Annotated in this window: 23 protein-coding genes, 1 tRNA gene and 2 pseudogenes; 8 read left to right on the top strand and 18 right to left on the bottom strand. The window is 58.3% G+C overall.

Going from position 1 to position 21,063, the window contains the following annotated elements; all coding sequences use genetic code 11:
- The 5 genes and pseudogenes from ACIOU6_RS01845 to ACIOU6_RS01825 form a co-directional block, all read left to right on the top strand.
- Complete coding sequence (locus tag ACIOU6_RS01845) at positions 1 to 219, top strand: cysteine-rich CWC family protein (RefSeq protein ID WP_311775952.1); 219 nt, start codon at positions 1 to 3, stop codon at positions 217 to 219.
- A gap of 32 nt (positions 220 to 251) precedes the next feature.
- Positions 252 to 944, top strand: coding sequence for a pseudouridine synthase (locus tag ACIOU6_RS01840; protein ID WP_221731355.1), 693 nt, complete (start codon positions 252 to 254; stop codon positions 942 to 944).
- A gap of 317 nt (positions 945 to 1,261) precedes the next feature.
- The gene (locus tag ACIOU6_RS01835; RefSeq protein WP_221731356.1) at positions 1,262 to 2,146 is read left to right on the top strand and encodes an alpha/beta fold hydrolase; all 885 of its coding nucleotides are present in this window, start codon (positions 1,262 to 1,264) and stop codon (positions 2,144 to 2,146) included.
- A 158-nt stretch (positions 2,147 to 2,304) separates the two neighbouring features.
- A tRNA-Gly gene (locus tag ACIOU6_RS01830) sits at positions 2,305 to 2,378 on the top strand.
- A gap of 330 nt (positions 2,379 to 2,708) precedes the next feature.
- A pseudogene (locus tag ACIOU6_RS01825) lies at positions 2,709 to 2,801 on the top strand (type II toxin-antitoxin system HicA family toxin); the annotation flags it as partial.
- 88 nt (positions 2,802 to 2,889) lie between these two features.
- On the opposite strand, the gene ACIOU6_RS01820 reads toward ACIOU6_RS01825, so the two are convergent.
- Positions 2,890 to 3,252, bottom strand: coding sequence for a DUF6124 family protein (locus ACIOU6_RS01820; RefSeq protein ID WP_401133287.1), 363 nt, complete (start codon positions 3,250 to 3,252; stop codon positions 2,890 to 2,892).
- A 570-nt stretch (positions 3,253 to 3,822) separates the two neighbouring features.
- Between ACIOU6_RS01820 and ACIOU6_RS01815 the strand changes: the two genes are divergently transcribed.
- Both ACIOU6_RS01815 and ACIOU6_RS01810 read left to right on the top strand, forming a co-directional pair.
- Positions 3,823 to 4,551 (top strand): class I SAM-dependent methyltransferase, encoded by a 729-nt coding sequence (locus ACIOU6_RS01815; RefSeq protein ID WP_221731358.1) that lies wholly within the window; start codon positions 3,823 to 3,825, stop codon positions 4,549 to 4,551.
- Positions 4,552 to 4,695: 144 nt separating this feature from the next.
- Complete coding sequence (locus ACIOU6_RS01810) at positions 4,696 to 5,946, top strand: VWA domain-containing protein (protein WP_401133284.1); 1,251 nt, start codon at positions 4,696 to 4,698, stop codon at positions 5,944 to 5,946.
- Positions 5,947 to 6,027: 81 nt separating this feature from the next.
- On the opposite strand, the gene ACIOU6_RS01805 is transcribed toward ACIOU6_RS01810, so the two are convergent.
- The 14 genes from ACIOU6_RS01805 to tam form a co-directional block, all read right to left on the bottom strand.
- The gene (locus ACIOU6_RS01805) at positions 6,028 to 6,606 is read right to left on the bottom strand and encodes a TerD family protein (RefSeq protein WP_221731360.1); all 579 of its coding nucleotides are present in this window, start codon (positions 6,604 to 6,606) and stop codon (positions 6,028 to 6,030) included.
- 27 nt (positions 6,607 to 6,633) lie between these two features.
- On the bottom strand, positions 6,634 to 7,209 hold the full coding sequence (locus tag ACIOU6_RS01800; protein ID WP_221731361.1) for a TerD family protein: 576 nt from the start codon (positions 7,207 to 7,209) through the stop codon (positions 6,634 to 6,636).
- Between the two features lie 31 nt (positions 7,210 to 7,240).
- On the bottom strand, positions 7,241 to 8,239 hold the full coding sequence (locus tag ACIOU6_RS01795) for a TerC/Alx family metal homeostasis membrane protein (RefSeq protein ID WP_221731472.1): 999 nt from the start codon (positions 8,237 to 8,239) through the stop codon (positions 7,241 to 7,243).
- A 43-nt stretch (positions 8,240 to 8,282) separates the two neighbouring features.
- Complete coding sequence (locus tag ACIOU6_RS01790) at positions 8,283 to 8,732, bottom strand: tellurite resistance TerB family protein (protein ID WP_221731362.1); 450 nt, start codon at positions 8,730 to 8,732, stop codon at positions 8,283 to 8,285.
- 46 nt (positions 8,733 to 8,778) lie between these two features.
- The gene (locus ACIOU6_RS01785; RefSeq protein WP_221731363.1) at positions 8,779 to 9,945 is read right to left on the bottom strand and encodes a TerD family protein; all 1,167 of its coding nucleotides are present in this window, start codon (positions 9,943 to 9,945) and stop codon (positions 8,779 to 8,781) included.
- The gene (locus ACIOU6_RS01780; protein ID WP_401133279.1) at positions 9,945 to 10,529 is read right to left on the bottom strand and encodes a TerD family protein; all 585 of its coding nucleotides are present in this window, start codon (positions 10,527 to 10,529) and stop codon (positions 9,945 to 9,947) included. Before ACIOU6_RS01780 ends, ACIOU6_RS01785 begins: the two co-directional genes overlap by 1 nt.
- Before the next feature lie 2 nt (positions 10,530 to 10,531).
- Positions 10,532 to 11,287 carry an HAD family hydrolase gene (locus ACIOU6_RS01775; protein ID WP_401133276.1) on the bottom strand — a complete coding sequence of 252 codons (756 nt, stop codon included), beginning with the start codon at positions 11,285 to 11,287 and terminating at the stop codon, positions 10,532 to 10,534.
- Positions 11,284 to 12,234: an HpcH/HpaI aldolase/citrate lyase family protein gene (locus ACIOU6_RS01770; protein ID WP_401133273.1), complete on the bottom strand. Its 951-nt coding sequence runs from the start codon at positions 12,232 to 12,234 to the stop codon at positions 11,284 to 11,286. The genes ACIOU6_RS01775 and ACIOU6_RS01770 overlap by 4 nt, the downstream gene beginning before the upstream one ends.
- A complete protein-coding gene (locus ACIOU6_RS01765; protein WP_221731367.1) occupies positions 12,234 to 13,328 on the bottom strand; it encodes a cysteine protease StiP family protein in 1,095 nt (364 codons plus the stop codon). Before ACIOU6_RS01765 ends, ACIOU6_RS01770 begins: the two co-directional genes overlap by 1 nt.
- On the bottom strand, positions 13,321 to 14,079 hold the full coding sequence (locus ACIOU6_RS01760) for a trehalose phosphatase (RefSeq protein WP_401133270.1): 759 nt from the start codon (positions 14,077 to 14,079) through the stop codon (positions 13,321 to 13,323). Before ACIOU6_RS01760 ends, ACIOU6_RS01765 begins: the two co-directional genes overlap by 8 nt.
- Positions 14,069 to 15,196: a phosphoribosyltransferase domain-containing protein gene (locus tag ACIOU6_RS01755; RefSeq protein ID WP_401133268.1), complete on the bottom strand. Its 1,128-nt coding sequence runs from the start codon at positions 15,194 to 15,196 to the stop codon at positions 14,069 to 14,071. The genes ACIOU6_RS01760 and ACIOU6_RS01755 overlap by 11 nt, the downstream gene beginning before the upstream one ends.
- A gap of 70 nt (positions 15,197 to 15,266) precedes the next feature.
- The gene (locus ACIOU6_RS01750) at positions 15,267 to 16,406 is read right to left on the bottom strand and encodes a trypsin-like peptidase domain-containing protein (protein WP_401133265.1); all 1,140 of its coding nucleotides are present in this window, start codon (positions 16,404 to 16,406) and stop codon (positions 15,267 to 15,269) included.
- Positions 16,407 to 16,499: 93 nt separating this feature from the next.
- Positions 16,500 to 17,501, bottom strand: a complete 1,002-nt coding sequence (locus ACIOU6_RS01745) for an ATP-grasp domain-containing protein (RefSeq protein WP_221731473.1) — start codon at positions 17,499 to 17,501, stop codon at positions 16,500 to 16,502.
- Between the two features lie 164 nt (positions 17,502 to 17,665).
- Positions 17,666 to 18,439 (bottom strand): trans-aconitate 2-methyltransferase, encoded by a 774-nt coding sequence (gene tam / locus ACIOU6_RS01740; RefSeq protein WP_221731371.1) that lies wholly within the window; start codon positions 18,437 to 18,439, stop codon positions 17,666 to 17,668.
- Between the two features lie 157 nt (positions 18,440 to 18,596).
- On the opposite strand from tam, the pseudogene ACIOU6_RS01735 reads away from it, so the two are divergent.
- A pseudogene (locus ACIOU6_RS01735) lies at positions 18,597 to 18,761 on the top strand (low affinity iron permease family protein); the annotation flags it as partial.
- Positions 18,762 to 18,807: 46 nt separating this feature from the next.
- Here ACIOU6_RS01735 and ACIOU6_RS01730 read toward each other — a convergent pair.
- From ACIOU6_RS01730 to ACIOU6_RS01720, 3 genes are all read right to left on the bottom strand, one after another.
- Positions 18,808 to 19,311, bottom strand: a complete 504-nt coding sequence (locus ACIOU6_RS01730) for a DUF4142 domain-containing protein (protein WP_221731372.1) — start codon at positions 19,309 to 19,311, stop codon at positions 18,808 to 18,810.
- 68 nt (positions 19,312 to 19,379) lie between these two features.
- Positions 19,380 to 19,508: a KGG domain-containing protein gene (locus tag ACIOU6_RS01725; RefSeq protein ID WP_401133591.1), complete on the bottom strand. Its 129-nt coding sequence runs from the start codon at positions 19,506 to 19,508 to the stop codon at positions 19,380 to 19,382.
- Between the two features lie 139 nt (positions 19,509 to 19,647).
- Positions 19,648 to 20,997 (bottom strand): diguanylate cyclase domain-containing protein, encoded by a 1,350-nt coding sequence (locus tag ACIOU6_RS01720; protein ID WP_221731373.1) that lies wholly within the window; start codon positions 20,995 to 20,997, stop codon positions 19,648 to 19,650.
- Positions 20,998 to 21,063: the final 66 nt, after the last annotated feature.

Below are 21,063 nucleotides of genomic sequence, written 5' to 3'. Positions count from 1 at the left end.
ATTGAAAGACCCGACCTCTGCCCGGCCTGCGGTGCCCGCAACGACTGCAGCCTGGCCGACCCGCGCACCGCCGACCGCGCCTGCTGGTGCTACGGCGTGAGCATCGACCCGGCAGTGCTCGAAGCATTGCCGCCCGAACTGCGCGACAAATCCTGCCTGTGCCCACGGTGCGCGCAGGTCGAGGCGCAACTGCAAGCGGCCAGCCAGCCAATCCCGTAAGATGCGCGCCCTTCACCCAGCGAAACCTGAACATGCGCGTCGACCGTTTCCTCAGCAATCTGCCCCGCTACAACCGTCAGCAGGTTCGCCTGTTGCTGGTGGAAAAGCGCGTGCGGGTTGACGGAAAAATCGTCATCGATCCCCACAGCGATGTACTGGAATTCAGCCGCGTCGAAGTCGATGACCAAGTGCTGCAACTCGGCAAACCGGCGCGCTACTTCATGCTGCACAAGCCTGCGGGCTGCGTCAGCGCCACCCGCGACCCACAACACCCGACCGTGCTCGAGCTGATCGATGAGCCGGACAAAGACGACCTGCACATCGCCGGCCGCCTGGACTTCAACACCACCGGGCTGATGTTGATCACCAACGATGGCACATGGTCGCGACGCCTGACCCAGCCGCAGACCAAATTGCCGAAGGTCTATTACGTTGAGACCGAACAGGACATTGGCGCGCACTACGCGCTCACGTTTGCCGAGGGGATCTACTTTGCTTTCGAGGATCTGACCACGCAACCGGCGCATCTGGAGTTGCTCGGCCCAAGATCGGCGCGCTTGAGCATCGTCGAGGGCCGCTACCATCAGGTGAAGCGCATGTTTGGCCATTTCAACAACAAAGTCCTGCGCCTGCACCGCGAATCCATGGGCCCGTTGCTGCTCGATCACGCGCTAAAACCGGGCGAGTACCGCGCTTTGCGCACCGAAGAGATTCAATTGTTCTAAACCCGCGACCGCTCAGCAGAAGTCGTCGAAGAATTTACCAACGGCACTTGCGCGATCCTGATCCCCCTGCTTGAATCAGGACGTCGGCCGAAATGTGACCGACGAGTCACACCATACCTCTAAGAAACTTTTTGCCGGTAGACAGCCCTCAGGGCTGCGCCTCAGCCGGCAGACTGCCCGCCAATAACAATACCCGTCGACCTGCCGTACCGGATCGACATGGGCCAAGCAAATTTCAGGCGTATGCCTACCTGTCACAAAGCTCGTGCAATCTCTATTTGCGCGCATACCCGCTTGCTTGCCAGGAGTCTTATGACATGAGGCCAGAAATCGCTGTGCTGGATATACAGGGTCAGTATCGGGTTTACACGGAGTTCTATCGCGCAGACGCCGCAGAAAAGACCATCATCTTGGTCAACGGCTCGATGGCCACGACTGCGTCGTTTGCACAGACTGTGAAAAACCTGCACCCGCAATTCAACGTGGTCTGCTACGACCAGCCCTACGCGGGCAAGTCAAAAGCCCACAACCTGCACGAGAAACATCTGACGAAAGAAGTCGAAGGGCAGATCCTGCTGGAGTTGATCGACCACTTCGGCGCTGAGCATGTGTTGTCGTTTTCCTGGGGCGGCGCCGCCACACTCGTTGCCCTCGCACATCAGCCACGGCGCATCGAAAAAGCCGTGATCAGCTCATTCTCTCCGGTGATCAACGCGCACATGCTCGATTACCTGGAGCGCGGCGTCGACTACCTCGGCCAACGCGATGGCGACCGGGTCGGTGAACTGGTCAACAGCACCATCGGCAAACACCTGCCGTCGCTGTTCAAGCGCTTCAACTACCGCCACGTCAGCAGCCTGGCCGAGCACGAATACGGGCAGATGCACTTCCACATCAGCGACGTGCTCCACAGTGATCGTCTGTGCTATTTGAATGCAGCGCAGAAAATCAACGTGCCGGTGCTGTTTCTCAACGGTGAATGGGACGAGTACACCGCCGCCGACGATGCGCGCCTGTTCGGCAACCATGTGGCTCAGAGCACCTTCACCACGCTGCAGGCCACCGGGCACTTTCTCGACATGGAGCACAAGACAGCATGTCGCGACAGCCAGAACGCCCTGCTCGGCTTTCTGAAACCGGCACCGCAGGCGAGCCGAACGCGTTACTCGTTTGTTCAGGATCACCATGCACTGGCCATTTGAAAAAGCGTCGTCGCGAGCGAGCCTGCCGGGCTGAGATTTTCGTTTACTTACCCGCAGCGCTCACCCGCGATTGACCGTTTTCAGCGATTTAAAGCCATCGCACGCAAAAGAAAACTTCAAATTCGTTGGCGACTCTGGTACAAAGTCAGCCGCTCTGAGCGGGTATAGTTTAATGGTAGAACAGTAGCTTCCCAAGCTTCCGACGAGGGTTCGATTCCCTCTACCCGCTCCAATCGAATATAGGTCTCACGTCATGCTTTTTGACGGGGGATGCAGAAACAGAAAAAACCGGCCTTGATGGCCGGTTTTTTTGTGTCTGAAAACGGGTCCATGTCAGTTTTTCGAAACAATGCAAAAGCCGGCAACACACTCTCCAGCCCCTCGACAGTTCCTTTTCTAGACGCCCTCTCGCCACGATCTCGACAACGGACGATGACCACTCGGTGGTTATAGTGTTGATCACAGAAAACCAGTAGGCATAGCACCCACCGAGCACACCACAGAGAGGTGTTGTGAATAGCCGTTTTTAATCGGCCGGCTCGTCGCAGGCATTTGGTATTGAGTGAGCGTCAGAGGCCGTCATCATCACTTCAAGCATCCGACCAAGCCTGGACTGGTCACGGTGCCGCACCCGAAGAAGGATCTGTTGAAGAAATTTTGCAGCCGGGTTGAATTTTGCTACAGCCATGAAAAACCGGTCTTGAAGACCAGTTTTTTACGCGCTGTAGAAAGCCGCGCCGCGCCTACTCCGCAGGCATGACGTTATCCAGCGCCTGATTCACCGCCAATTCGCCCAACATGACGACCTGCGCAATGCCGAGTACGGTCTTGCGGTGCGAGTTGTCGAGCAGCGCGGCGAAGTTGTTGAGCATGGTGGTGGCCGAGCCGAGGGTTTCGCTGGCGTTGGCCAGCAGGGATTCGGTGTCGTACGCCGGATTGGCGAGAAACATCGGTTCGGGCTCGTTGGTAGAGCCCATGATTTGGCCTGCTGGGTTGAGACCGTGGTCGAGGGCGCGTTTGGCGGCTTCGTGGGATTTTTCTGAGCCGGTCGATTCGTAAGGGGATGCCGGATCGGTTTCTGGGGGGTTGGGCGTAACTTTGAACATGAAATCTTCCTCTATCGGTAACCGCAACCATCCCGCTGCTATACGAAAGGGTGGCAGCTGTGCGCAAGTTAGCAGACCGGTAGGAAGACCAAAAACCCGGCGCATCCGAAGATGCCATGCGCACAGCCACCATCAAGCGCAGGCGAACCTGACTGGAAGATGCATGTGCAACCGTTGGTCAAACCTAGCCGGGCTGCTAAACCCGATCACTGGAAATCAGTGACGCGAACCAAGTTACCGACCGCCCCCCAGGCGCACAAGCCGGCGGATTCTGGCGTACCGGTAGGCAACGACGCAAGGATTTGTAGGCTTCAGGACGTAACACCGAACGCCTCTAAACACATCCTTCAGAAAGCGTTTACGCACACCCAAAAAACGTCGATTCGTCCGACATTACAGATCCACAACACTCCACCGGTTCTCACTTGTCGCACGACCCGCTAGCATTTCCTCATCGACCACCCCCCTCTCCCTGCGCGGCCATCGACGAATACGCGTCATCACTTTCGAGGGAATCCCAATCGCGGCCAATTTGCCGCTGACGACTGAACTCAAAAGAGCACTTCACCCATGACTCAAAACATTTACGACGATCCCGAATTTTTCCAGGGCTACAGTCAGATGAACCGTTCCATCGGCGGCCTCGATGCCGCGCCGGAATGGCCGGCGCTCAAAGCGCTGCTGCCCTCCCTGCATGGCTTTAACGTGGTGGACCTGGGCTGCGGCTATGGCTGGTTCAGCCGCTGGGCCAGTGAACAGGGCGCGGCTAACGTGCTGGGGCTGGATGTCTCGGAAAAAATGCTGGAGCGCGCGCGCGAAACCACCACGGCGGCGAACATCCGCTACGAACGCGCCGATCTTGAACAACTCGCCTTGCCCGCCTGCAGTGTTGACCTGGCTTACAGCTCGCTTGCGCTGCACTACATCAAGGATCTGCCGGGGCTGTTTGCCCACCTCTACGGCGCGCTGAAACCGGGTTCGCACTTTGTGTTCTCCATCGAGCACCCGATCTTCATGGCACCGCGCAATCCGGGTTGGCTGATCGACAGTGAAGGTCGCAAGCGCTGGCCGCTGGACAGTTATCAGATGGAAGGGGAACGCGTAACGAACTGGCTGGCCGAGGGCGTGATCAAGCAGCATCGCACGGTCGGCACGTTGCTCAATTCATTGATTGGCGCTGGTTTCAGCATTCGTCATGTCAACGAATGGGGGCCAAGCGATGCGGATATCGCGGCGCAACCGGCGCTGGCTGAAGAACAGGAGCGGCCGATGATGATGTTGGTGGCGGTGCAACGCTGAGCACAAACCCATCGACCGTCGCTAGCCGGTTTAGGGTGATAATGCGCGGGCTATTCAATCGCCCGCGCATTATCGGATAACAGAATATTCGGCGTGCGCCGACGCGTTGCGCCGAGGCAGCAAATCATCACTCAAGGAAGCAAGATGCAGATCACCCAAGGACAGCGGCTCCCCCTGTCAAACATTCTTCAGGGGCAATCGCTCACACTCGCGGTACAGATCCAGTCCAGCGACGTCATCGATTTCGTCTGTTTCGGCGTCGACGCGCAAGGCAAACTTTCAGACGATCGCTACATGGTCTTTTTCAATCAACCGACGACGCCATGCGCCAGCGTAAAAATCGAAGATCAGGGCCGCTTTCAAATCAACCTCGCGCAGTTACCCACCTCCATAGACCGCTTGGTGTTCACAGCCTCCATCGACGGCCAAGGGACGATGAGCGCTATCGGTGCCAGTCACTTCAGCGTGTCCAACCCTGCCGGCCAGACCGTCGCTCAATGTGCGTTTTCCGGGGCGACGTTCAGCGCCGAGAAAGCCATTATGGTTGCCGAGCTGTATCGCAAGAACGGCGAATGGCGCCTGCTCTCGAACCTGCAAGGTTACGCACAAGGTCTGGATGCGCTGGTGAATCACTTCGGTGGCGAGGTTGCTGAAAGCCCTGCGCCAGCACCAGCACCAGCACCAGCCAAAATATCCCTCGAGAAAAAAATCGCCGACGCCGCACCGCATCTGGTCAGCCTGGCAAAGAAAGCACAGATCAGCCTGGAAAAAGCCAACCTCACCCATACCAAGGCCCGGGTTGTTCTGGTGCTTGATGCTTCTGGTTCAATGAACCATCAGTACGCCAAAGGCCGGGTGCAGGAAGTGGTCAACCGGCTATTGCCGCTGGCGGTGTCGTTCGATGAGGACGGCGAGCTCGATTGCTGGGCGTTCGGCGCCAAGCCGTTGCGCCTCTCGCCGGTGACGCTGGGCAATCACAAGGCATTCATCGACACCGACAATAGAGGTTGGAGAAACTGGGAACTCGGCAGCCGGATCAACGATGAGCCGAAAGTCATCCAGAAAGTCGTGGAGCAGTTTAAGCAATCCGACGACGGCACGCCGATGTATGTCCTGTTCATCAGCGACGGCGGCGTGTCTGAAAGCCGCAAAATCACTCGTCTGATGGTCGACGCGGCGAACCTGCCGATTTTCTGGCAATTCGTCGGGCTCGGTGGCCACGGCTACGGCATTCTGGAGAAACTGGACACCCTGCCGGGACGCGTGGTCGACAACTGCGGCTTCTTCGCACTGGACGACCTGCACGACATCAGCGAGGAACAGCTCTATGACATGCTGATGGCCGAGTTCCCGATCTGGCTCAAAGAGGCCAAGGCCAAAGGCATTATTCGCTGACGGCGTGCGGATAATTGCGCTGCCCGAACGCCGGGCAAGAAAAAGCCCCCTCGCGAGGGGGCCCCTCCCAACCCTTTCGGGTTAGCCGATGCTCACGCCGTGAGCTTCAGCCAGAGGCTTCAAGCCGCCAGCGAAACCCTGGCCGATCGCCTTGAACTTGAACTCTTCGCCGTTGCGATACAGCTCACCGAAGATCATCGCTGTTTCGGTGGAAGCGTCTTCGCTCAGGTCGTAGCGGGCCAGTTCTTTGCCGTCAGCCTTGTTGACCACACGGATGTAGGCGTTGGACACCTGACCGAAGCTTTGCTTGCGAGCTTCGGCGTCATGGATGGTCACCGAGAACACCAGTTTTTTCACAGCGGCAGCCAGGCCGTTGAGTTTGACGGTGGCTTGTTCGTCATCGCCTTCGCCAGCACCCGAACGGTTGTCGCCCATGTGCTCAACGGAACCGTCGGCAGAGGTTTTGTTGTTGTAGAAAATGAAGCCGTTGTCGTCGAGCACTTTGCCGTTTTCACCGACGATGAAAATCGACGCATCCAGGTCGAACTCGGCGCCGTCAGTGACACGCGGATCCCAACCCAGGCCCACGATCACTTCGGACAGGCCCGGAGCTTCTTTGGACAGCGAAACGTTGCCACCTTTGGACAGACTTACAGCCATGTTCAGATTCCTTTTGTTGGGGGTTGCTTAGAAGTTCATACCGTAGGAGTTGGCCAAGGCGCGCAGGCCGCCGGCGTAACCCTGACCCACGGCTCGGAATTTCCACTCGCCGTTGTGGCGATACAGCTCTGCGAACACCATCGCTGTTTCAGTAGAGGCGTCTTCAGCCAGGTCGTAACGAACCACTTCGGCACTGGTCACGTCATTAACGACACGGATGAAGGAACCACCCACCTGACCAAAGCTTTGCTTGCGCGCTTCGGCGTCGTGAATGGTCACGACGAAGACCACCTTGTCTACGTCAGCCGGGACACGGCTCAGGTCGACCTTGATCACTTCGTCGTCGCCGTCGCCAGCACCGGTGCGGTTGTCGCCAGTGTGCTCAACCGAGCCGTCCAGGCTTTTCAGCTGGTTGTAGAAAATGAAGTCAGCTTCGCCGCGGACCTTGCCATTCGCACCCAGCAGAAGAGCGCTCGCGTCCAGGTCAAACTCGGCGCCGTCAGTTGCACGCGGATCCCAGCCCAGGCCAACCAGAATCTTGCTCAGGCTCGGGTCGGTTTTGGTCAAAGACAGGTTTGCACCCTTTTGAAGAGTCAGTGCCATGGGTATTACTCCTTGTGGTGAAGACGATTACTCATTGGTTTTCAAGCGGTGCATCTTCCTTTGCAGGGAAGATCAGACTGGCAACGACGCCTATCGCCAGAACAACCATCACGATCAGCAAACTGGTGTTCGCGTCGATGGTATAGCCGTGATGGAACATATGATCCGTTGCATTCAAGCCCAACTTGACAGCAATGAAGAACAACAGTGCGATAACCGATTTTTCCAGGTGGACCAGATAGCGTTTCAGGGCTTCCAGAACGAAGTACATGGTGCGCAGGCCCAGAATGGCGAACAGCATGGCCGAGTAGACGATCAGCGGCTCGCGACTCACGGCGATCACCGCCGGCACAGAGTCGAAGGCGAACAGAATGTCGGATACCTCAGCCACCACCAGGCACAGGAACAGCGGCGTGGCGAACAGCGTGCCTTTGGCCGCGAGCGTCATGCCCTGGTGCTCAGGTTTCTTCAGTTCCACTTCGAGTTGCTTGCGGGACACAAAAAAGTTGTGGCCATACAGCTTTGGCCATACAGGAAAGAGCTTTTGCGCGAAGCGGTAGGCCATGTGCTTGGAATAGTCCTCCTCTTCTTCGTCATCACCGCCGCTGCGCAGCATCATGATGGCGGTCCAGGCGACGATCACGGCAAAAACCACCTCGACCCATGGGCCAAACGCCAACAGGCCGGTGCCAATGGCAACGAAGATCCCACGGAACACGATCGCGCCGATGATCCCCCAGTACAGCACCCGGTGACGCATGCCATCAGGCACTTTGAACCAGGCAAAAATCGCCATGAACACGAACAGGTTGTCGACGCTCAGGACTTTCTCCAGCGCATAACCGGTGACAAACAGGCTCGCGACCTGCGGCCCGTGCTGGACATACAGAAAGCCTGCGAACGCCAGCGAGATGGCAATCCAGAAAACCGACCAGATCGAGGCTTTAGCCAGCGAAATGGGCTTGTCGCCACGGTGCGTAACCATGTCGAGCAGCAGTGCGCCCAGCGCAATACCGACGAATACCGCCATGGTCAGTGGGGGAAATCCAATGTGACTGTCCAAGTACAGCTCCTTAAAGTTCGAAATCAGCCGGGTTCAAACCCAGCTCAAGGCAAATCTGACGGCAAGCCGCTTTTTCTTTGTCGTCGAAGTTGCCATCCGACGCGCCGATGGCGCAGGCAACACGGACCAGTAAGCGGCCAGCACCCGCATCGTTCTTGATCTTGCCGATGGTCTTCAGCGCTTCCGCCTGACCGATCTGAAAGTCGAACTCAAACTTTTCGCAGTGAGCGTTGAAGGACTTGATGACGTCGGCCATGTTGAAAACCTTCAATTCTGACGAGTTGTTGATGAACCCGGCCATTTTGGTTTTCTCGGCGGAGGAGATCTCTCCGTCTGCAGCAGCGACCAATGCGCAGGCTGCGGTCGTGGCATCCATGAATTTCTGATTTTTGAACTTGCTGACCTCAGAGGTCAGTTTGTCGCGTGCCAATGCAGCGTTTTCTTTAAGCCATGCAAGCATTTTGAAGTCCTCTAAAAGGGCGGGGCCCCAAGCCCCGCCAAGGTAACTATTTCGAACCGGCGCGCCAGTTCATGCCCCAGCCGTAGGCTTTATCCACCGCAGAATGCCCACGGTGGAAATCCACCCGCCGGGAAACCTTGACGGCGCCGTTGTCATTTTCGAGCATCGCAATGGCGCACATACCATCGCGTCCGCCCTCTTCGTTGAGGCGAACCTCGATCTCCGGCTGATTCGGGATGTAGATGGTTACTACGCCATCGGTCTCGCGCCAGTTAGGAGCCCCTTCGTAGATGAAGGCGAAAATCAGGATGCGGCGTACTTCAGCCCACTTCGCGCCATTGATGTGCAGCCACTCGCCACCGGCGACAGAGCCGGTACGGTCGTCACCCATCAGTTGGATGTAAGGCTCTTGGTTCAGGCTGCCGAAGCAGTTGCCAAGCGCTTGCACGACGCCCTTCTCACCGTCTTGCAACTCGTACAGGCAACCCACGTCGAGGTCGATCGAAGAACTGCTTTTGAAGAAGCCGCCAGAGCTGCGCTTGTTCCAGTTCAGGTTGACCTTGATCTCACCGAAACCGGCCGCGGTCTTCTCCAGACTGATAGAGCTGCGCGTCTTGTCGAGGGTCACCTTGCTCAGGCTGATCGACGACTTCGGCGCCGCAGGTGCAGGCGGCACGGGTGTTGGAGCGGGTGCTGGCGCCGCTGCCGGCGCGGCGACATCGACCCCGAAGTGCTTGGCCAATGGCTCAAGCCCGCCGTTGAAGCCCTGTGCAACACAACGGAATTTCCACTCACCCTGGCGACGATAAAACTCGCCCAGGATCAGCGCGGTTTCCTTCATGCCACTGGTAGAGATCTGCGCTTCGATACCACCGGACACCACGACCGACAGCTGCGAGACGCGCTCGAAACTGGCCTTGTTTTCGTAGATCGTGGCGGTCAGTGCGACCTTTTCCACGGCCGGCTCCAGTCGGCTAAGGTCAACTGTGAACACCGCGCGACCCGCCGAGGAGTCGGACAAGGTGACCGCCCCGCCCAGCACACTCGGCTGACCGTAAAAGCACATATCGCCATCGCCGCGAACCTTTGCCGTGGTTCCCAGAGCGAAGGCCGAGACATCAATATCGGCGCCTGGAATCGGCGAATAATTGATGTCGACGCGAAGCGGGCCGCTGGCAACGGGTGCGTTGCCGCCCGGAGCAAGAGTGGCCATTAGCGCAGCGCCTGCACGGCCAGGTTCACCAGGTCATCGGCGGTACGGCCGTTGGTGGTCTGGCCGATAGCGGTGAACTTCCAGCCATCGCTATCACGAGACAGGCTAGCCATCACGATGCCGGTGTGGGCGCCACGCTCGGACAGATTGAAGCGGGCCAGCTCATTCTTGTTACTGGCGTTGACGATGCGGCAGTAGGCGTTTTCGACTTTTTCGAAGTTCTGCCCGGTGAAGCTGTTCACCGTAAAAACCAGGTGCTGGACGACCGCCGGCAGACGCTGCAGATCAACTTGGATGGTTTCGTCGTCACCCGCGCCTTCACCGGTACGGTTGTCGCCGGAATGCTGGATCGAACCGTCCTGAGATTTCAGTTGGCGGAACCACACCAGGTCGATCGGTTGAAGGCTGGCGTCGAGCAGGATGCACGAAGCGTCCAGGTCGATTTCACCACCATTGCCCATCAACTTGCCGAGAAAACCGGCCTTTACCGGGTCCCAACCCAGGCCGAGGCTGACGCTGGTCAGCGCAGTGCCGGCGGTTTTTTCCAGGGAAATGGACTGTTTTTTGCTCAGGGTAAGTGCCATCGTTACGCTCCTTGTTGGTCATCGGTGTTCATGTGGCGATCGGATGTGCGCGCCACATGCAGGTCGGCCTGCGCACCGCGCACGCCCGGATTTATTCCATTGGCGACCCGCAGACGTCCACGACGCCATGCCGGATGAAAATGCCGCCAGTGCGGTTCTTCGGCTGCGGCGAGCAACTCATGATCACCTCGGGTATCGCCCCAGGCTTTGATCCGGAATTGCTGCAAAACGCCGTAGACAGCCTCAAGCCTCTGGACTTTGTTCTCGCATCTGCAATTGTTGCCGGTGATGTGCCCGGTCAATACGCCGTCCACCACTTCCAGTTCGGTGCCGATCAAACTGACGCCAAGACGCTCGGCGAAAGGCTGCAGTACCAGCGCCGGTGAAGCTGAACAGAGCGTCACCACCGCGCCGGATTTGATCTCGGCCTCAATCGCCAGCAAGCCCGAAGGACGCATCAATCGCGGCCAGACCCGCGTGCAATAACTCGCGGCTTGCTGTTGCAGCCACTCAAGCTTCACACCGGTCAGAAACGTGCGAATCAACTGCGCCTTGAGTTCGTCACGGCTCATGCGCCGCACGACGAATCGCAGGCTGGGTAGCGCCAGACTGAGCAGGCGCCGATTGAACTCCCGTGCTCCGAATGCAAACTTCAGAAACGGTACGAAACTGTCGTGCCGGGTCAATGTGCCGTCGAAGTCGAACACCGCAAGGACTGGCCGCTGCAGCGCGTTTGCATTGTCGATCTGCTCTTTCATCCTGCGGCCTCAGCCAGACGAATCGATGTTTCGCCGGCACCGGTTTCCGCATGACGGATACCGTGCCACCGCGCGCGCTCAAGAATCCGGGTCGCCCATTTGTAATGGGTCGCGGGCTCACACATTGCGTCGTTATGCCTGAATACCGCCGGTGCTACGTCGCTGACGATCAGTTTGGCGCTGTTGAAATCCTCGAGGCTGACGCGCAGGGTGTCCTGAATGATTTCAATCTGACTGGGGTGAATGGCGGTCTTGCCGACCAGACCATGGGCGATATCGAATTCCAGTTCTTCCTTGAGCAACTGAGGCGACGCCAGTTGCTCGAACACCGGTGCCGTCAACGCAAAACCTTGCGACCCCATGACCCCTGCCAACATCGGGATCACGTATCCCATCGGCGTGCTGTAGAGCGTGGTGCTCGGATTGCGACGCAGGCCAAGGCTGCCCATCAAGTCGTTTCCACCGATGCGCAAGGCGATGATTCGCTGGTCGAGGCTGGCCTTGAGCGCCTGCCCCAGTTCAACCATGGCGCCAGGATTGAAGACATCTGTGGTTTCCAGCGTCGGCATCAGGAACAGCGCGGGATTAGTCACGGCCTGCTCCCAGGCGCCCAGATTGGCCAGCGTCAGTTTCGGGATGACGAATCCATCGACATGCGACATCAGCGGCCAGTCGTTGAGTACCGCAGCCATCTGCGAGTCACGCGGGCGAACGAACAACAACGGGCCGCCCTCGGGACGACCGCCACGCTGATCGATAACTGTCAGCAAGCCATGCAGATTGGCCAGCGCCGTTTCGATATCAATGTCTGCAATCGCGTCCTCGAGGCAAACCACCAGGGAGCGAAGTTCCGGCAATTTGCTTCGGAACACCACATCAAGCAGATCCGGCCGGGTGGCGGGCATGTAAAGCGTGGCACCGAGGGCATAGGGCGAGAGGGTCTTCATCAGCCCAGACTCCGAATGATCGTCACTGCCCGGTAAGGCCCCAACTGCGCACCGACTTCCTCGACTGGAACGCCGGCAGCTTCTGTCAGGTGCATCAGCAATTGCACATCGCTGTCGCTACGGTCGCGGATCAACACATGGTGCGGGACACGACGCAACACGGCGCGTGTCGCCTCGGCGATGCCCGGCTTGACCCGATTGAGATTGGTCACCTCAAAACGTGCTGCCAGCGATTCGACGACGTGGGTGGCCGCGCCCTGGAGTTCGAGACGCTGTTCGTCGGTCCACGGCAGGGCTTTGGGGACGATGCCCAAGACTTTGCGCTGGGCTTCGATCTGCTCGATGAATACCTGTGTCACATCGTGCTCCTGCAGGTGGTCATAGACCACGCAGCCGTGCAGCCCGCCGTTTACAGGCCAGATCGAACGTGAGACGAGACCGGAGACTGTGGCTCCCAGAATCCCCGAGGGGATGACCCAATCCTCGGCGGACGCCGCCATCCACGCTCGGCCGCAAGGATCGGCCAGCACGACAAGTCGCGGAGATTTCGGGAAGCGTGCATCAGCGCTCAGGCTGCGCTGAATTTCGCCGCTGATCGCGCCCTTACCGGTCCAGCCATCGACGAAGACGATGTTCTCGGCCCCGTGAGTCTGAATGATGGCCTCCAGGGCAACCGTGTCGATGCCGCGATCACGGACGATGCTGATGCCGTAATGGAAGGCTTCGCGCCCCATCTCGATCAACGCACGACGCAACAGCACACCCAGCGGGAGGCCGGCGCGTACAAACGACACCAGCACGATAGACGTGCCGGTACACGCCTCATTCAAACCTAGCGCCAGTGCTTGAACATCCGTGGCCATGCGCGCACCGTTTTGCGCCAGAACACGCTCGTACAGTGCCTTGTGAGTTTCACTTGGGGCGCTTTCCTGACTGATCATTTCAGAATAGTGCTTCTGCTTCGTTTGAATCAGTCGCTCTTTTTCCTCGACGTCCGTCACGTCCATCTGCACGGCCTGCAACAGGAAATGCACGTCATCCGGCGCATAGCTTCCGCTGCCCACCGTTACCAGGTCGGTGATGGTTTCATTCATGGATCGAAGCCCCTGCCCGCTTGGCCAATTGGCTGCGCGTCGGAGTCGCCCACAGGTGGCACTCCTCCATGAAGGCCAGATCGGTGATGCTGTCGCCAAAGCCCAGCACAGGGCGTTCACCGTTGATTTCGCGATCACGGCGCAACCACTCCTGAACCGCTGCCTGCTTGGACAAGCCCTGCGGCAGGAACGCCAGGTTGTTGCTATTGGCGTGAATATGCATGCCATCCAGCAATCCCTGAGCCTGAACTTCAGCCAGCACCGCGCTCAGCACCTCGTCACTGGATTCGTTGTGCTTGGTCACCACGTAGTGGCGCAACCCCTGCTCTTCAACCACCCAACCGCGCAAGGAAATGCCCAACTGCCGGCCAATGGCCAGCGTCGCCTCACTGAGCTCCGGCAGGCGGCTTTGGTAGGCCGCGAGGATATCGCTCATGCGGTCCTGCCAGGCCTGATCGAGCGTGCCGTCCGGTCCCAGGATCACACCGCCATGGGAGCAAATGGCGCCTTGTTGAAATGGCAGCTTGACCCGCGTGAACGCTTCTACGCTGCGCGCCGTTACCGCTACCACATCGGTCGTTGCCAGCAGCCATTCGGCCATCGACTTCTGCACAGGGCTCATGTAGCCGTTGGGCTGGCCATGTATATCAAGTGTCGCCGTGTGGCGTGGTGTGCCTTCTTTCATCTTGCGCGCGGTTTGAAACAACGTGTCGTCGAGATCAACCAACGCCAAGGGGCGATTAATTGTCATCGACGATCACCTGCGCGTTCAAAGTCTGCAGCAACTCGGCAGAGACCGCCTGCGCTGGGGTTTCCGAACAGATCAGCACCCGATCGAATTGACCCGGGCGCACGTTGTAGAGGAAGTTGGGAATGCCCAGGCCGTAGTTATCAGCGAACGATAAGGCGTGCTCGATCACGTGGCCCAGTGCAATCGGCGAGCGGCTGGTCGAACTGAAATGCACATCCGCGCCCGCGCGCTCCAGACGTTCGGCGAGCAAGAACGGACGCCAGACAAACTCACTGGTGCCCACGACCAGAATCCGCTCGCCGGGTTGTACGTGAAGGTCTGGGGCCAACGAGTCGCCAACAGAGCGCACGCCCAAGCGTCCCCAGTCATTATCCGAATTCACCGGCCAGTCACCTACGGCGATAGTGCCCACCGCAGGCATATCGGGCAATGGCGCATCGGGGTCTTCGAAGAATTGGTAAGAACCCTGCAACAGCGACACTTGATGCGCGCAATCACCCAGCGCAGCACGCACTGCGCCGCCGGACCAATCCGTCAGCACACAGGTCACGACTTGTTCGACCTTGTCCAGACCGGCATCGACCAGAGCACGGTGCAGATTGATGAACGTCTTGCCCGTCGAGGCCTCGTCATCAACCAGCACCAGCGAACGGGCATTGAGCATCTGCTCACGCACTTGCGGATCGACTGGCAAGTGAATCAGATGCGCACTGGCATGGCTGTGCTCTTCTTCAAAACGGGTAAACAACTCGGTTCCCGTGGGATGACGGGTGCTGACCATATACACCGTATCGGGGCGAGTGGCGCTATATGCCCGATGCACGCCGGCACCGAGGCCAACGGCGGTTTCGGCCATGCCGATAACCAGGACAGGCCCCGGCAAATCCGCCGGAATTTCTGCGGCCAGGCTTTCAAAACTGGCGGCCATCACCGAGGGACGCACCGGAATATGTCGTCCGAGCACTTTAGACACGAACAGGAATGCCCGCTTCGGATTACGACGCTCGGCGAAGCCGAACAGTGAGTCGGGGGCAATGACAGCATCATCAACGTTGACGTCAAGACGTCCACGCATCAGTTGTGCGCTCAGCGCTTTCGTTGCTGTACGAGGTTCCATTAACAAATTCCTGCCTTGGCGTAGGATCACGATCCAGCGCCTCTTCGGTGGGTTTCAATTCAAAGATGAATCAGAGATTGGTAGCTTCCACCCGCCACATTGATGTTTGAGCTTCGCGCGCTATCTGCGCCGCGGTGAACGTCTGGCCAGATGCGTTTTTTTTGCCATCAACACGACAGGCATCAAGGAAAGAAATCAGCAGCGACGCTTTCACCGCAAAATTCATGTTCTGTGCATCGGGTACCGATGAGGTGACGAGGCCGACCACGGCTCCCGAAAAATCAAACAGCGGGCTGCCGCTGGACCCAGGCTGGATGGCAGCAGTGAACTGCAACAGGCTGGCGTCGTTGTGCAAACCGAACAGCGCCGACACCCCACCTTGAGTGACGTGGACGCCGCCACCGGCAAAACCGGCCAGTGGAAAACCCAACGCGACAATGTCTTCACCCAGATCGCAACCGAATCCGGATTTGAAGGCCACTGGCTTCAACACGGGGGAATCGATCACCCGCAGCAGGGCAATATCGTTACGCCGATCAATCACCACGGGGTCGACACGATAGCGCCCGTCAAACGAAGCGATGTGAATCTCACGCATACCTTCAATAACATGGGCGCAGGTCATGACATGGTTGGCCGAGACAGCGAATGCTGTGCCGCTGGCGCTGCTCGCGGATCGGCCAGCCCCTGGCGCGTTTGGGCGTCCCTTGGGATGCGCTTCGTCGATCTCGAGACCGATGCGGCGGCCGAGCGCCGCCAGACCGTAGGCAGAACCCTCGGCCAACGCGCGAAATTTCCATTGCTGATTGCGGCTGTAAAACTCGCCGATGATGATGGCGGACTCGCCGTTTTCGCGCAGATCCAGGGAGAACTCGATCTGGCCATCCACCTGCAGGTGCAGGTTTCTCAGTTCGCTGATCGGGCCGATGGCAGAAAACGTATAAACCACAAGAAGCACGCGGTCGCTACCCGCCGGGATGTCATCAAGGTTCAGCTTGCAGCCGACTTTTTGCTGATCACCTACCCATTCCATCCACGCGCATGGCGTTTGAAAAAGGGCGGCTTCACCTTTCGGGCGGCGTTTGTCATCAACCGGCAATATGGCAACCGCGGCATACTCCCCGAAAGCCGAAGAGTTTCCGCACTCCAGAGTCCATTCACTCCGGGCGCTTGATATTGCGGTGTTTGCGCCGGGCGCGAGCACCATCATTCCTTGAAAACTCCTTGTTTTGCTTCCTGCGTGGGTCGGTGTCGAACCACACAAACGCGCAAATGGTACCAGACTTCATATGTCTATTTAATATCAGGGGCGTGTTACCGCAGCAACGCTGACACCTTTTACACGCACGTTCGGCTGCCAAACACCCGGCGGCTCTGGCAAACCCAGTCGGCGAGTGGCGAATATGCCGGGGAGGTTCAAACCGGCCGCCCGGGTGTAACCGATGCCTCCCGAATAACGAGCGTTAATCTCCAACAGGTGTGGTTTACCGTCTGAGCTGTCGCGAGTCTGAACATTGACGATGCCATCACATTTGAAGTGCTCGGCGGCCCTGAGGGCGAGTTCGACGGCTGCACCTTCACGTTCAAAAACCTGATGCAGCCCTTTTTTGCGACGACCAACGAAAGCAATGGGGCGACCGGCTTCGCACACCATATCAACCGAACATTCGATTCCGGGCATGTAGGGCATCACGAGCATCGGTGGCGGCGGCGTAACCGCCGAGTGGTAGGCGTGCATATAAAGGTCGAAGTTGACCTCGCGCGCATCCGGGTTGGCGAAGCAGCGGAAAGGGTCAGCGCTTGCCTTGAACCGCCAGAAGCCTTGACCATAAATACCCACAGCCGGTTTGACGCAGACTTCGCCCAATGCGCTGAGCGTCTGAAAGGCCGCGAACATTTCTTCGGCATTGGCGGCGGTGATCGCTGGCACGCAGGCCAGGCCCACGCGTTCCGCTTCTGCCGTGAACTGGCTTTTGTCATCGACCAGATCAAATGTATTCAAAGAAAGCGCACCGGTGACCAGGACGAGACCAGCGCGCTCGAAACGCTCCCGATCGTGCTCGAATTCCCGACCAACACGGCCTGCCAGGACGACTTTGATTCCATGAGCCAGCGCGGTGGAAATGACCCAATCAATACGCTCTTGATTGTCCGCAGGCTCGGTGAAACTGACGTCGGCAAGCGAGGTGATTTCAGGACGATCCTGTCGATGCGAGGCATAAACCTTCACTTCGGCCGGCAGCGCCTCGCGCGCACCGAGAATGATGTCCCGTTGACTGGATTGCCCTTCTAGAAACCAGATCACTATGTTTACTCTTCCTTTTACAGACACCGAAAGCCGCGATATTTCTTGAAAACGTCGCTAGACCCGTACCGTGGGCAAGAACGGTACCGCCCTCCCACGCAAACTCAAGGGTAACATTGCGAATGGATCTGGCGTCCGCCGAACGCTCTGAGCGCCTTCCTGGATTATTCTCGAGTAGCCACAATAAACAACCGCGGAAACGGCAACAGCACCGAACCATCCGCCAGCGCAGGGTAAGCCTTCGCGACTTCTGCCAGATACTGCTCCAGATACTGCGTGCGCTGCGCCTCGGTCAGCGGGTTCAGAAACGGAATCAACCCGCTGCCCTTGAACCACTCCACAACCCCCGCAGCCCCGCCTGGCAACTGATGGTGATACGTCGTGCGCCACACATCGACCCGGGCACAATGCGGTCGCAACATCGAGAAATAATCACTGGCACTTGCCATATCGGTTCGCTGACCGGCAGCGCCGGAGAGTTTGCTGGCCCATGGGCCGTTGGCGGCGACTTCGCGCATCAGTCGATGGGAAGACTCATTGAGGTTGTCGGGCATTTGAATCGCCAGACTGCCGCCCGACGAGAGTTTGCTTGCCAGCGCCGGCAGCAAACTGGCGTGATCCGGTACCCACTGCAACACCGCGTTGGCGAAGATCACATCAAACGGCCCCGCATCGGCCCATTGATCAATCTCTGTCACGTCGAATTGCAACTGTGGCAAGCGCTTGCGCGCCGCTTCGATCATGTCCGGTGAACTGTCGAGCCCGCTGACTTTTGCCCCTGGAAAACGCTGCACCAAAAGCTCCGTCGAGTTGCCGGGACCGCAACCGATATCCACCACTGAGCGGGCCTGCGCCGTGGGAATCGCCGCCAGCAGATCGCGAGCCGGGCGGGTGCGTTCATCTTCAAAAGCGACGTATTGTTTGGCGGACCAGCTCATTGTGTTTTCCTTTTGGGACAAAAAGCGCATGAAGCCACGATACAGATAACAGGCTGATCAGACCTCCCTACGAACGTCGCGCAACACACCTGGATTTGTAATAAGAATTTTCAGGTTTCAGCAGGTGTCAGCATTTCAAGCGCTCCCCAATAAATTAGCCACCAGAAAGGCGCAGAACGCCATGCTCGGCTTGGAATCACTGGATTTGAAGCAACTGGAGGCGTTGCGCGAACACTTTCGCAAACTGGGCGAGGGAGCAGTGTTGAACCTTGAAGGACGGGGCGAGAAGAGCAAAGCGAAGCAGAACCTGAATGACTGCTGATAATCAAAAACGGCGCCAAAGCGCCGTTTTTATTTGAGGTCGGCCCTTAGCGGCTGGCTTGCAGCGCTCGGGCCATTTGCAGGTGATTCTGCAGTTTGGGCAACGTCTCATCGGCGAAGGCTTTGATCTCCGGCACGTCGGTGGTCTGCGCTTGCTGCTGGATCTGCTCAATGGCTTCTTCGGTGGCTTTCACCTGACTGGCGGCGTAGGCCTGGTCGAAGGTCGCGCCGTCCTTCACTTGCGGTATCAGTTGTTTGGCCTTGTCGGCCATTTCTTCACGGGGCGCGACGGGAAGATCGAGCTTTTTGGCGATCTTCGCCAAGTGCTGGTTGGCCGTGGTGCGGTCGTTGATGACCACGATGGTGTAATCCTTGACCTCTTTGGACTCGGTCTTCTGATGCGCCATACGGCTGGCCTCGATGTCGGCCATGCCTTTGGCGGACGCATCGTTGATGAATTCGGCGGGCGACTGGGCGAAAGCACTGCTGGCAAACAGGCCCAGTACGGTGACAAAACTGAAAGTGCGTATACGGGTGGCCATCCGGCTCATGGTCGCGCCCTCCTTCTCTGTAAATTCAAGCGGAAGCTTAGGCCCCCGCCGCTCAATCAAAACCACCGTCACCGACGACGTCGATGTCTGAACGGGCTAGGCCCCTTTCGGTTTTCGACAGTCATTTTGGTGGTTTCCCCACCTTTGCGACCCGTTTCAGAAGCCTTCGTTCGGTCGTTGGCGAAGTTTCCCCCCAGTTCGGGTTTCTTGAATCCGGCATGAGTCTATTGCGCTGGGTCGTGCTCCGGGCGAACAAGTGCCCACCTCAGTTGAGAATTTCCTGGCCGACAAAGGTTTAGAAAAGTTGCTGTTACCACGACGAACGGTGACCACCGTTCAGATATCCAGCGCCCGATGATTCAGACGTTTGGCGGCATACATCGCCTGATCGGCATGGCGGAACAGTTGCTGTTCCTCGCGGCCGTGCTCAGGGTAGCGGGCGACGCCGATACTCGGTTCGATTTGCAAGTTGTGGCCATCCAGGCGCATGGGTTGCACCAGCACTTGTCGCAGCTTTTGCGCCACGCTGTCGGCATCTTCCGTTGCTTGAACGCTGTGCAGCAACACAACGAATTCGTCACCGCCAATGCGCGCCACCGTGTCAGTCTCGCGCACACACCCCTTGAGGCGGTTGGCCACGGTTTGCAGCAGCATGTCGCCCACAGCATGCCCGAAGGAGTCGTTGACCTGCTTGAAACGATCCAGGTCGACATACAGCAACGCCATGTGCCCCGCTTGTTCCCGGGCGCAGGTCAACGCAGCCTTCACACGGTCGCGCAGCAACTCGCGATTGGGCAATTGCGTCAGTTGATCGTACTGCGCCATGCGTCGCAGACGGGCGTGTAACTGCTGGCGCTCGATGGCCGTGGCCACTTGGGCGCAGACGTATTGCAGCAATTCTTTGTCTTGCTCGGTGTAGCGTTCGCCGCCCGGCAGGCTTTTGACGATCAGCGCACCGATGGTGCCGTTTTTCGAGTTCAACGGAACGCCGAGCCAGCAAGGTGAATTCTGCCCCGCCACCAGTGCGGCGAAATCGGGCGCCGAATCGGGACTGTCCGGCGTCAGAAGAATCGGCTTACCGCTACGGATGACTTCCGCACACAGACGTCCGGTGACGGTGCCGGGTTGTTCAGGCTGCAACTCGTGATCGTTGACGTGATAGGGAAAATTCAGCTGAGCGCACTGATCGTCGTAGAGCGCCACGGAGAAATTCAGTGCCGGCAGCCACTCGCCGATGATCAGATGAATGCGCTTGAACAGCGCCAACAAGTCCTCCGCCGCATGCGCCGCCTCGGAAATCGCATACAACGCCGCTTGTCGCGATTCGGCTTGTTTGCGCTCGGTAATGTCACGGGCCACGGCAATGCGCAGTTGATCGACCTCCGACCAGCGCGCCGACCAGAGGATGTGCGCGACGCTACCGTCCTTGCGTATGTAGCGGTTCTCGAAGTTGTGCTTGGGCTCACCGCCCATGATTTGACCGGCGGCAGCCAAGGTGCGCTGACGATCAGCCGGGTGCACCAGTTCGATCATCGGACGGCCGATCAACTCGTCTGGCGTGTAGCCGAAAACCCGCTCGCAGGCCGCGCTGACAAAAACGAAGCGGCCTTGCTTGTCGACTGCACAAACGGCGTCCAGTAACAGGTCGATAAAACTCGCCAATGGCGCGGAATTTCGGCTTTCCATGGTTCAGTTTGGGTGTCCGAGTATTGCAGCATTGATCAACCATCCATGACCTTTTGAGAGCTCATC

It is taken from the genome of Pseudomonas sp. NPDC087615, from assembly GCF_044743445.1.
GTDB classification, from domain to species: Bacteria; Pseudomonadota; Gammaproteobacteria; order Pseudomonadales; family Pseudomonadaceae; genus Aquipseudomonas; species Aquipseudomonas baetica_A.
This window is presented reverse-complemented; position numbering and strand designations above follow the sequence as displayed.

Bases quoted from the DNA above. Each gene is read 5' to 3' on its own strand.
- ACIOU6_RS01760 (WP_401133270.1), bottom strand. From the start codon at position 14,079: ATGACAATTAATCGCCCCTTGGCGTTGGTTGATCTCGACGACACGTTG.
- ACIOU6_RS01840 (WP_221731355.1), top strand. From the start codon at position 252: ATGCGCGTCGACCGTTTCCTCAGCAATCTGCCCCGCTACAACCGTCAG.
- ACIOU6_RS01770 (WP_401133273.1), bottom strand. From the start codon at position 12,234: ATGAAGACCCTCTCGCCCTATGCCCTCGGTGCCACGCTTTACATGCCC.
- ACIOU6_RS01765 (WP_221731367.1), bottom strand. From the start codon at position 13,328: ATGAATGAAACCATCACCGACCTGGTAACGGTGGGCAGCGGAAGCTAT.
- ACIOU6_RS01795 (WP_221731472.1), bottom strand. From the start codon at position 8,239: ATGGCGGTATTCGTCGGTATTGCGCTGGGCGCACTGCTGCTCGACATG.
- ACIOU6_RS01800 (WP_221731361.1), bottom strand. From the start codon at position 7,209: ATGGCACTGACTCTTCAAAAGGGTGCAAACCTGTCTTTGACCAAAACC.
- ACIOU6_RS01790 (WP_221731362.1), bottom strand. From the start codon at position 8,732: ATGCTTGCATGGCTTAAAGAAAACGCTGCATTGGCACGCGACAAACTG.
- ACIOU6_RS01750 (WP_401133265.1), bottom strand. From the start codon at position 16,406: ATGATGGTGCTCGCGCCCGGCGCAAACACCGCAATATCAAGCGCCCGG.
- ACIOU6_RS01835 (WP_221731356.1), top strand. From the start codon at position 1,262: ATGAGGCCAGAAATCGCTGTGCTGGATATACAGGGTCAGTATCGGGTT.
- ACIOU6_RS01820 (WP_401133287.1), bottom strand. From the start codon at position 3,252: ATGTTCAAAGTTACGCCCAACCCCCCAGAAACCGATCCGGCATCCCCT.
- ACIOU6_RS01815 (WP_221731358.1), top strand. From the start codon at position 3,823: ATGACTCAAAACATTTACGACGATCCCGAATTTTTCCAGGGCTACAGT.
- ACIOU6_RS01780 (WP_401133279.1), bottom strand. From the start codon at position 10,529: ATGGCACTTACCCTGAGCAAAAAACAGTCCATTTCCCTGGAAAAAACC.
- ACIOU6_RS01805 (WP_221731360.1), bottom strand. From the start codon at position 6,606: ATGGCTGTAAGTCTGTCCAAAGGTGGCAACGTTTCGCTGTCCAAAGAA.
- ACIOU6_RS01730 (WP_221731372.1), bottom strand. From the start codon at position 19,311: ATGAGCCGGATGGCCACCCGTATACGCACTTTCAGTTTTGTCACCGTA.
- tam (WP_221731371.1), bottom strand. From the start codon at position 18,439: ATGAGCTGGTCCGCCAAACAATACGTCGCTTTTGAAGATGAACGCACC.
- ACIOU6_RS01720 (WP_221731373.1), bottom strand. From the start codon at position 20,997: ATGGAAAGCCGAAATTCCGCGCCATTGGCGAGTTTTATCGACCTGTTA.
- ACIOU6_RS01810 (WP_401133284.1), top strand. From the start codon at position 4,696: ATGCAGATCACCCAAGGACAGCGGCTCCCCCTGTCAAACATTCTTCAG.
- ACIOU6_RS01785 (WP_221731363.1), bottom strand. From the start codon at position 9,945: ATGGCCACTCTTGCTCCGGGCGGCAACGCACCCGTTGCCAGCGGCCCG.
- ACIOU6_RS01775 (WP_401133276.1), bottom strand. From the start codon at position 11,287: ATGAAAGAGCAGATCGACAATGCAAACGCGCTGCAGCGGCCAGTCCTT.
- ACIOU6_RS01755 (WP_401133268.1), bottom strand. From the start codon at position 15,196: ATGGAACCTCGTACAGCAACGAAAGCGCTGAGCGCACAACTGATGCGT.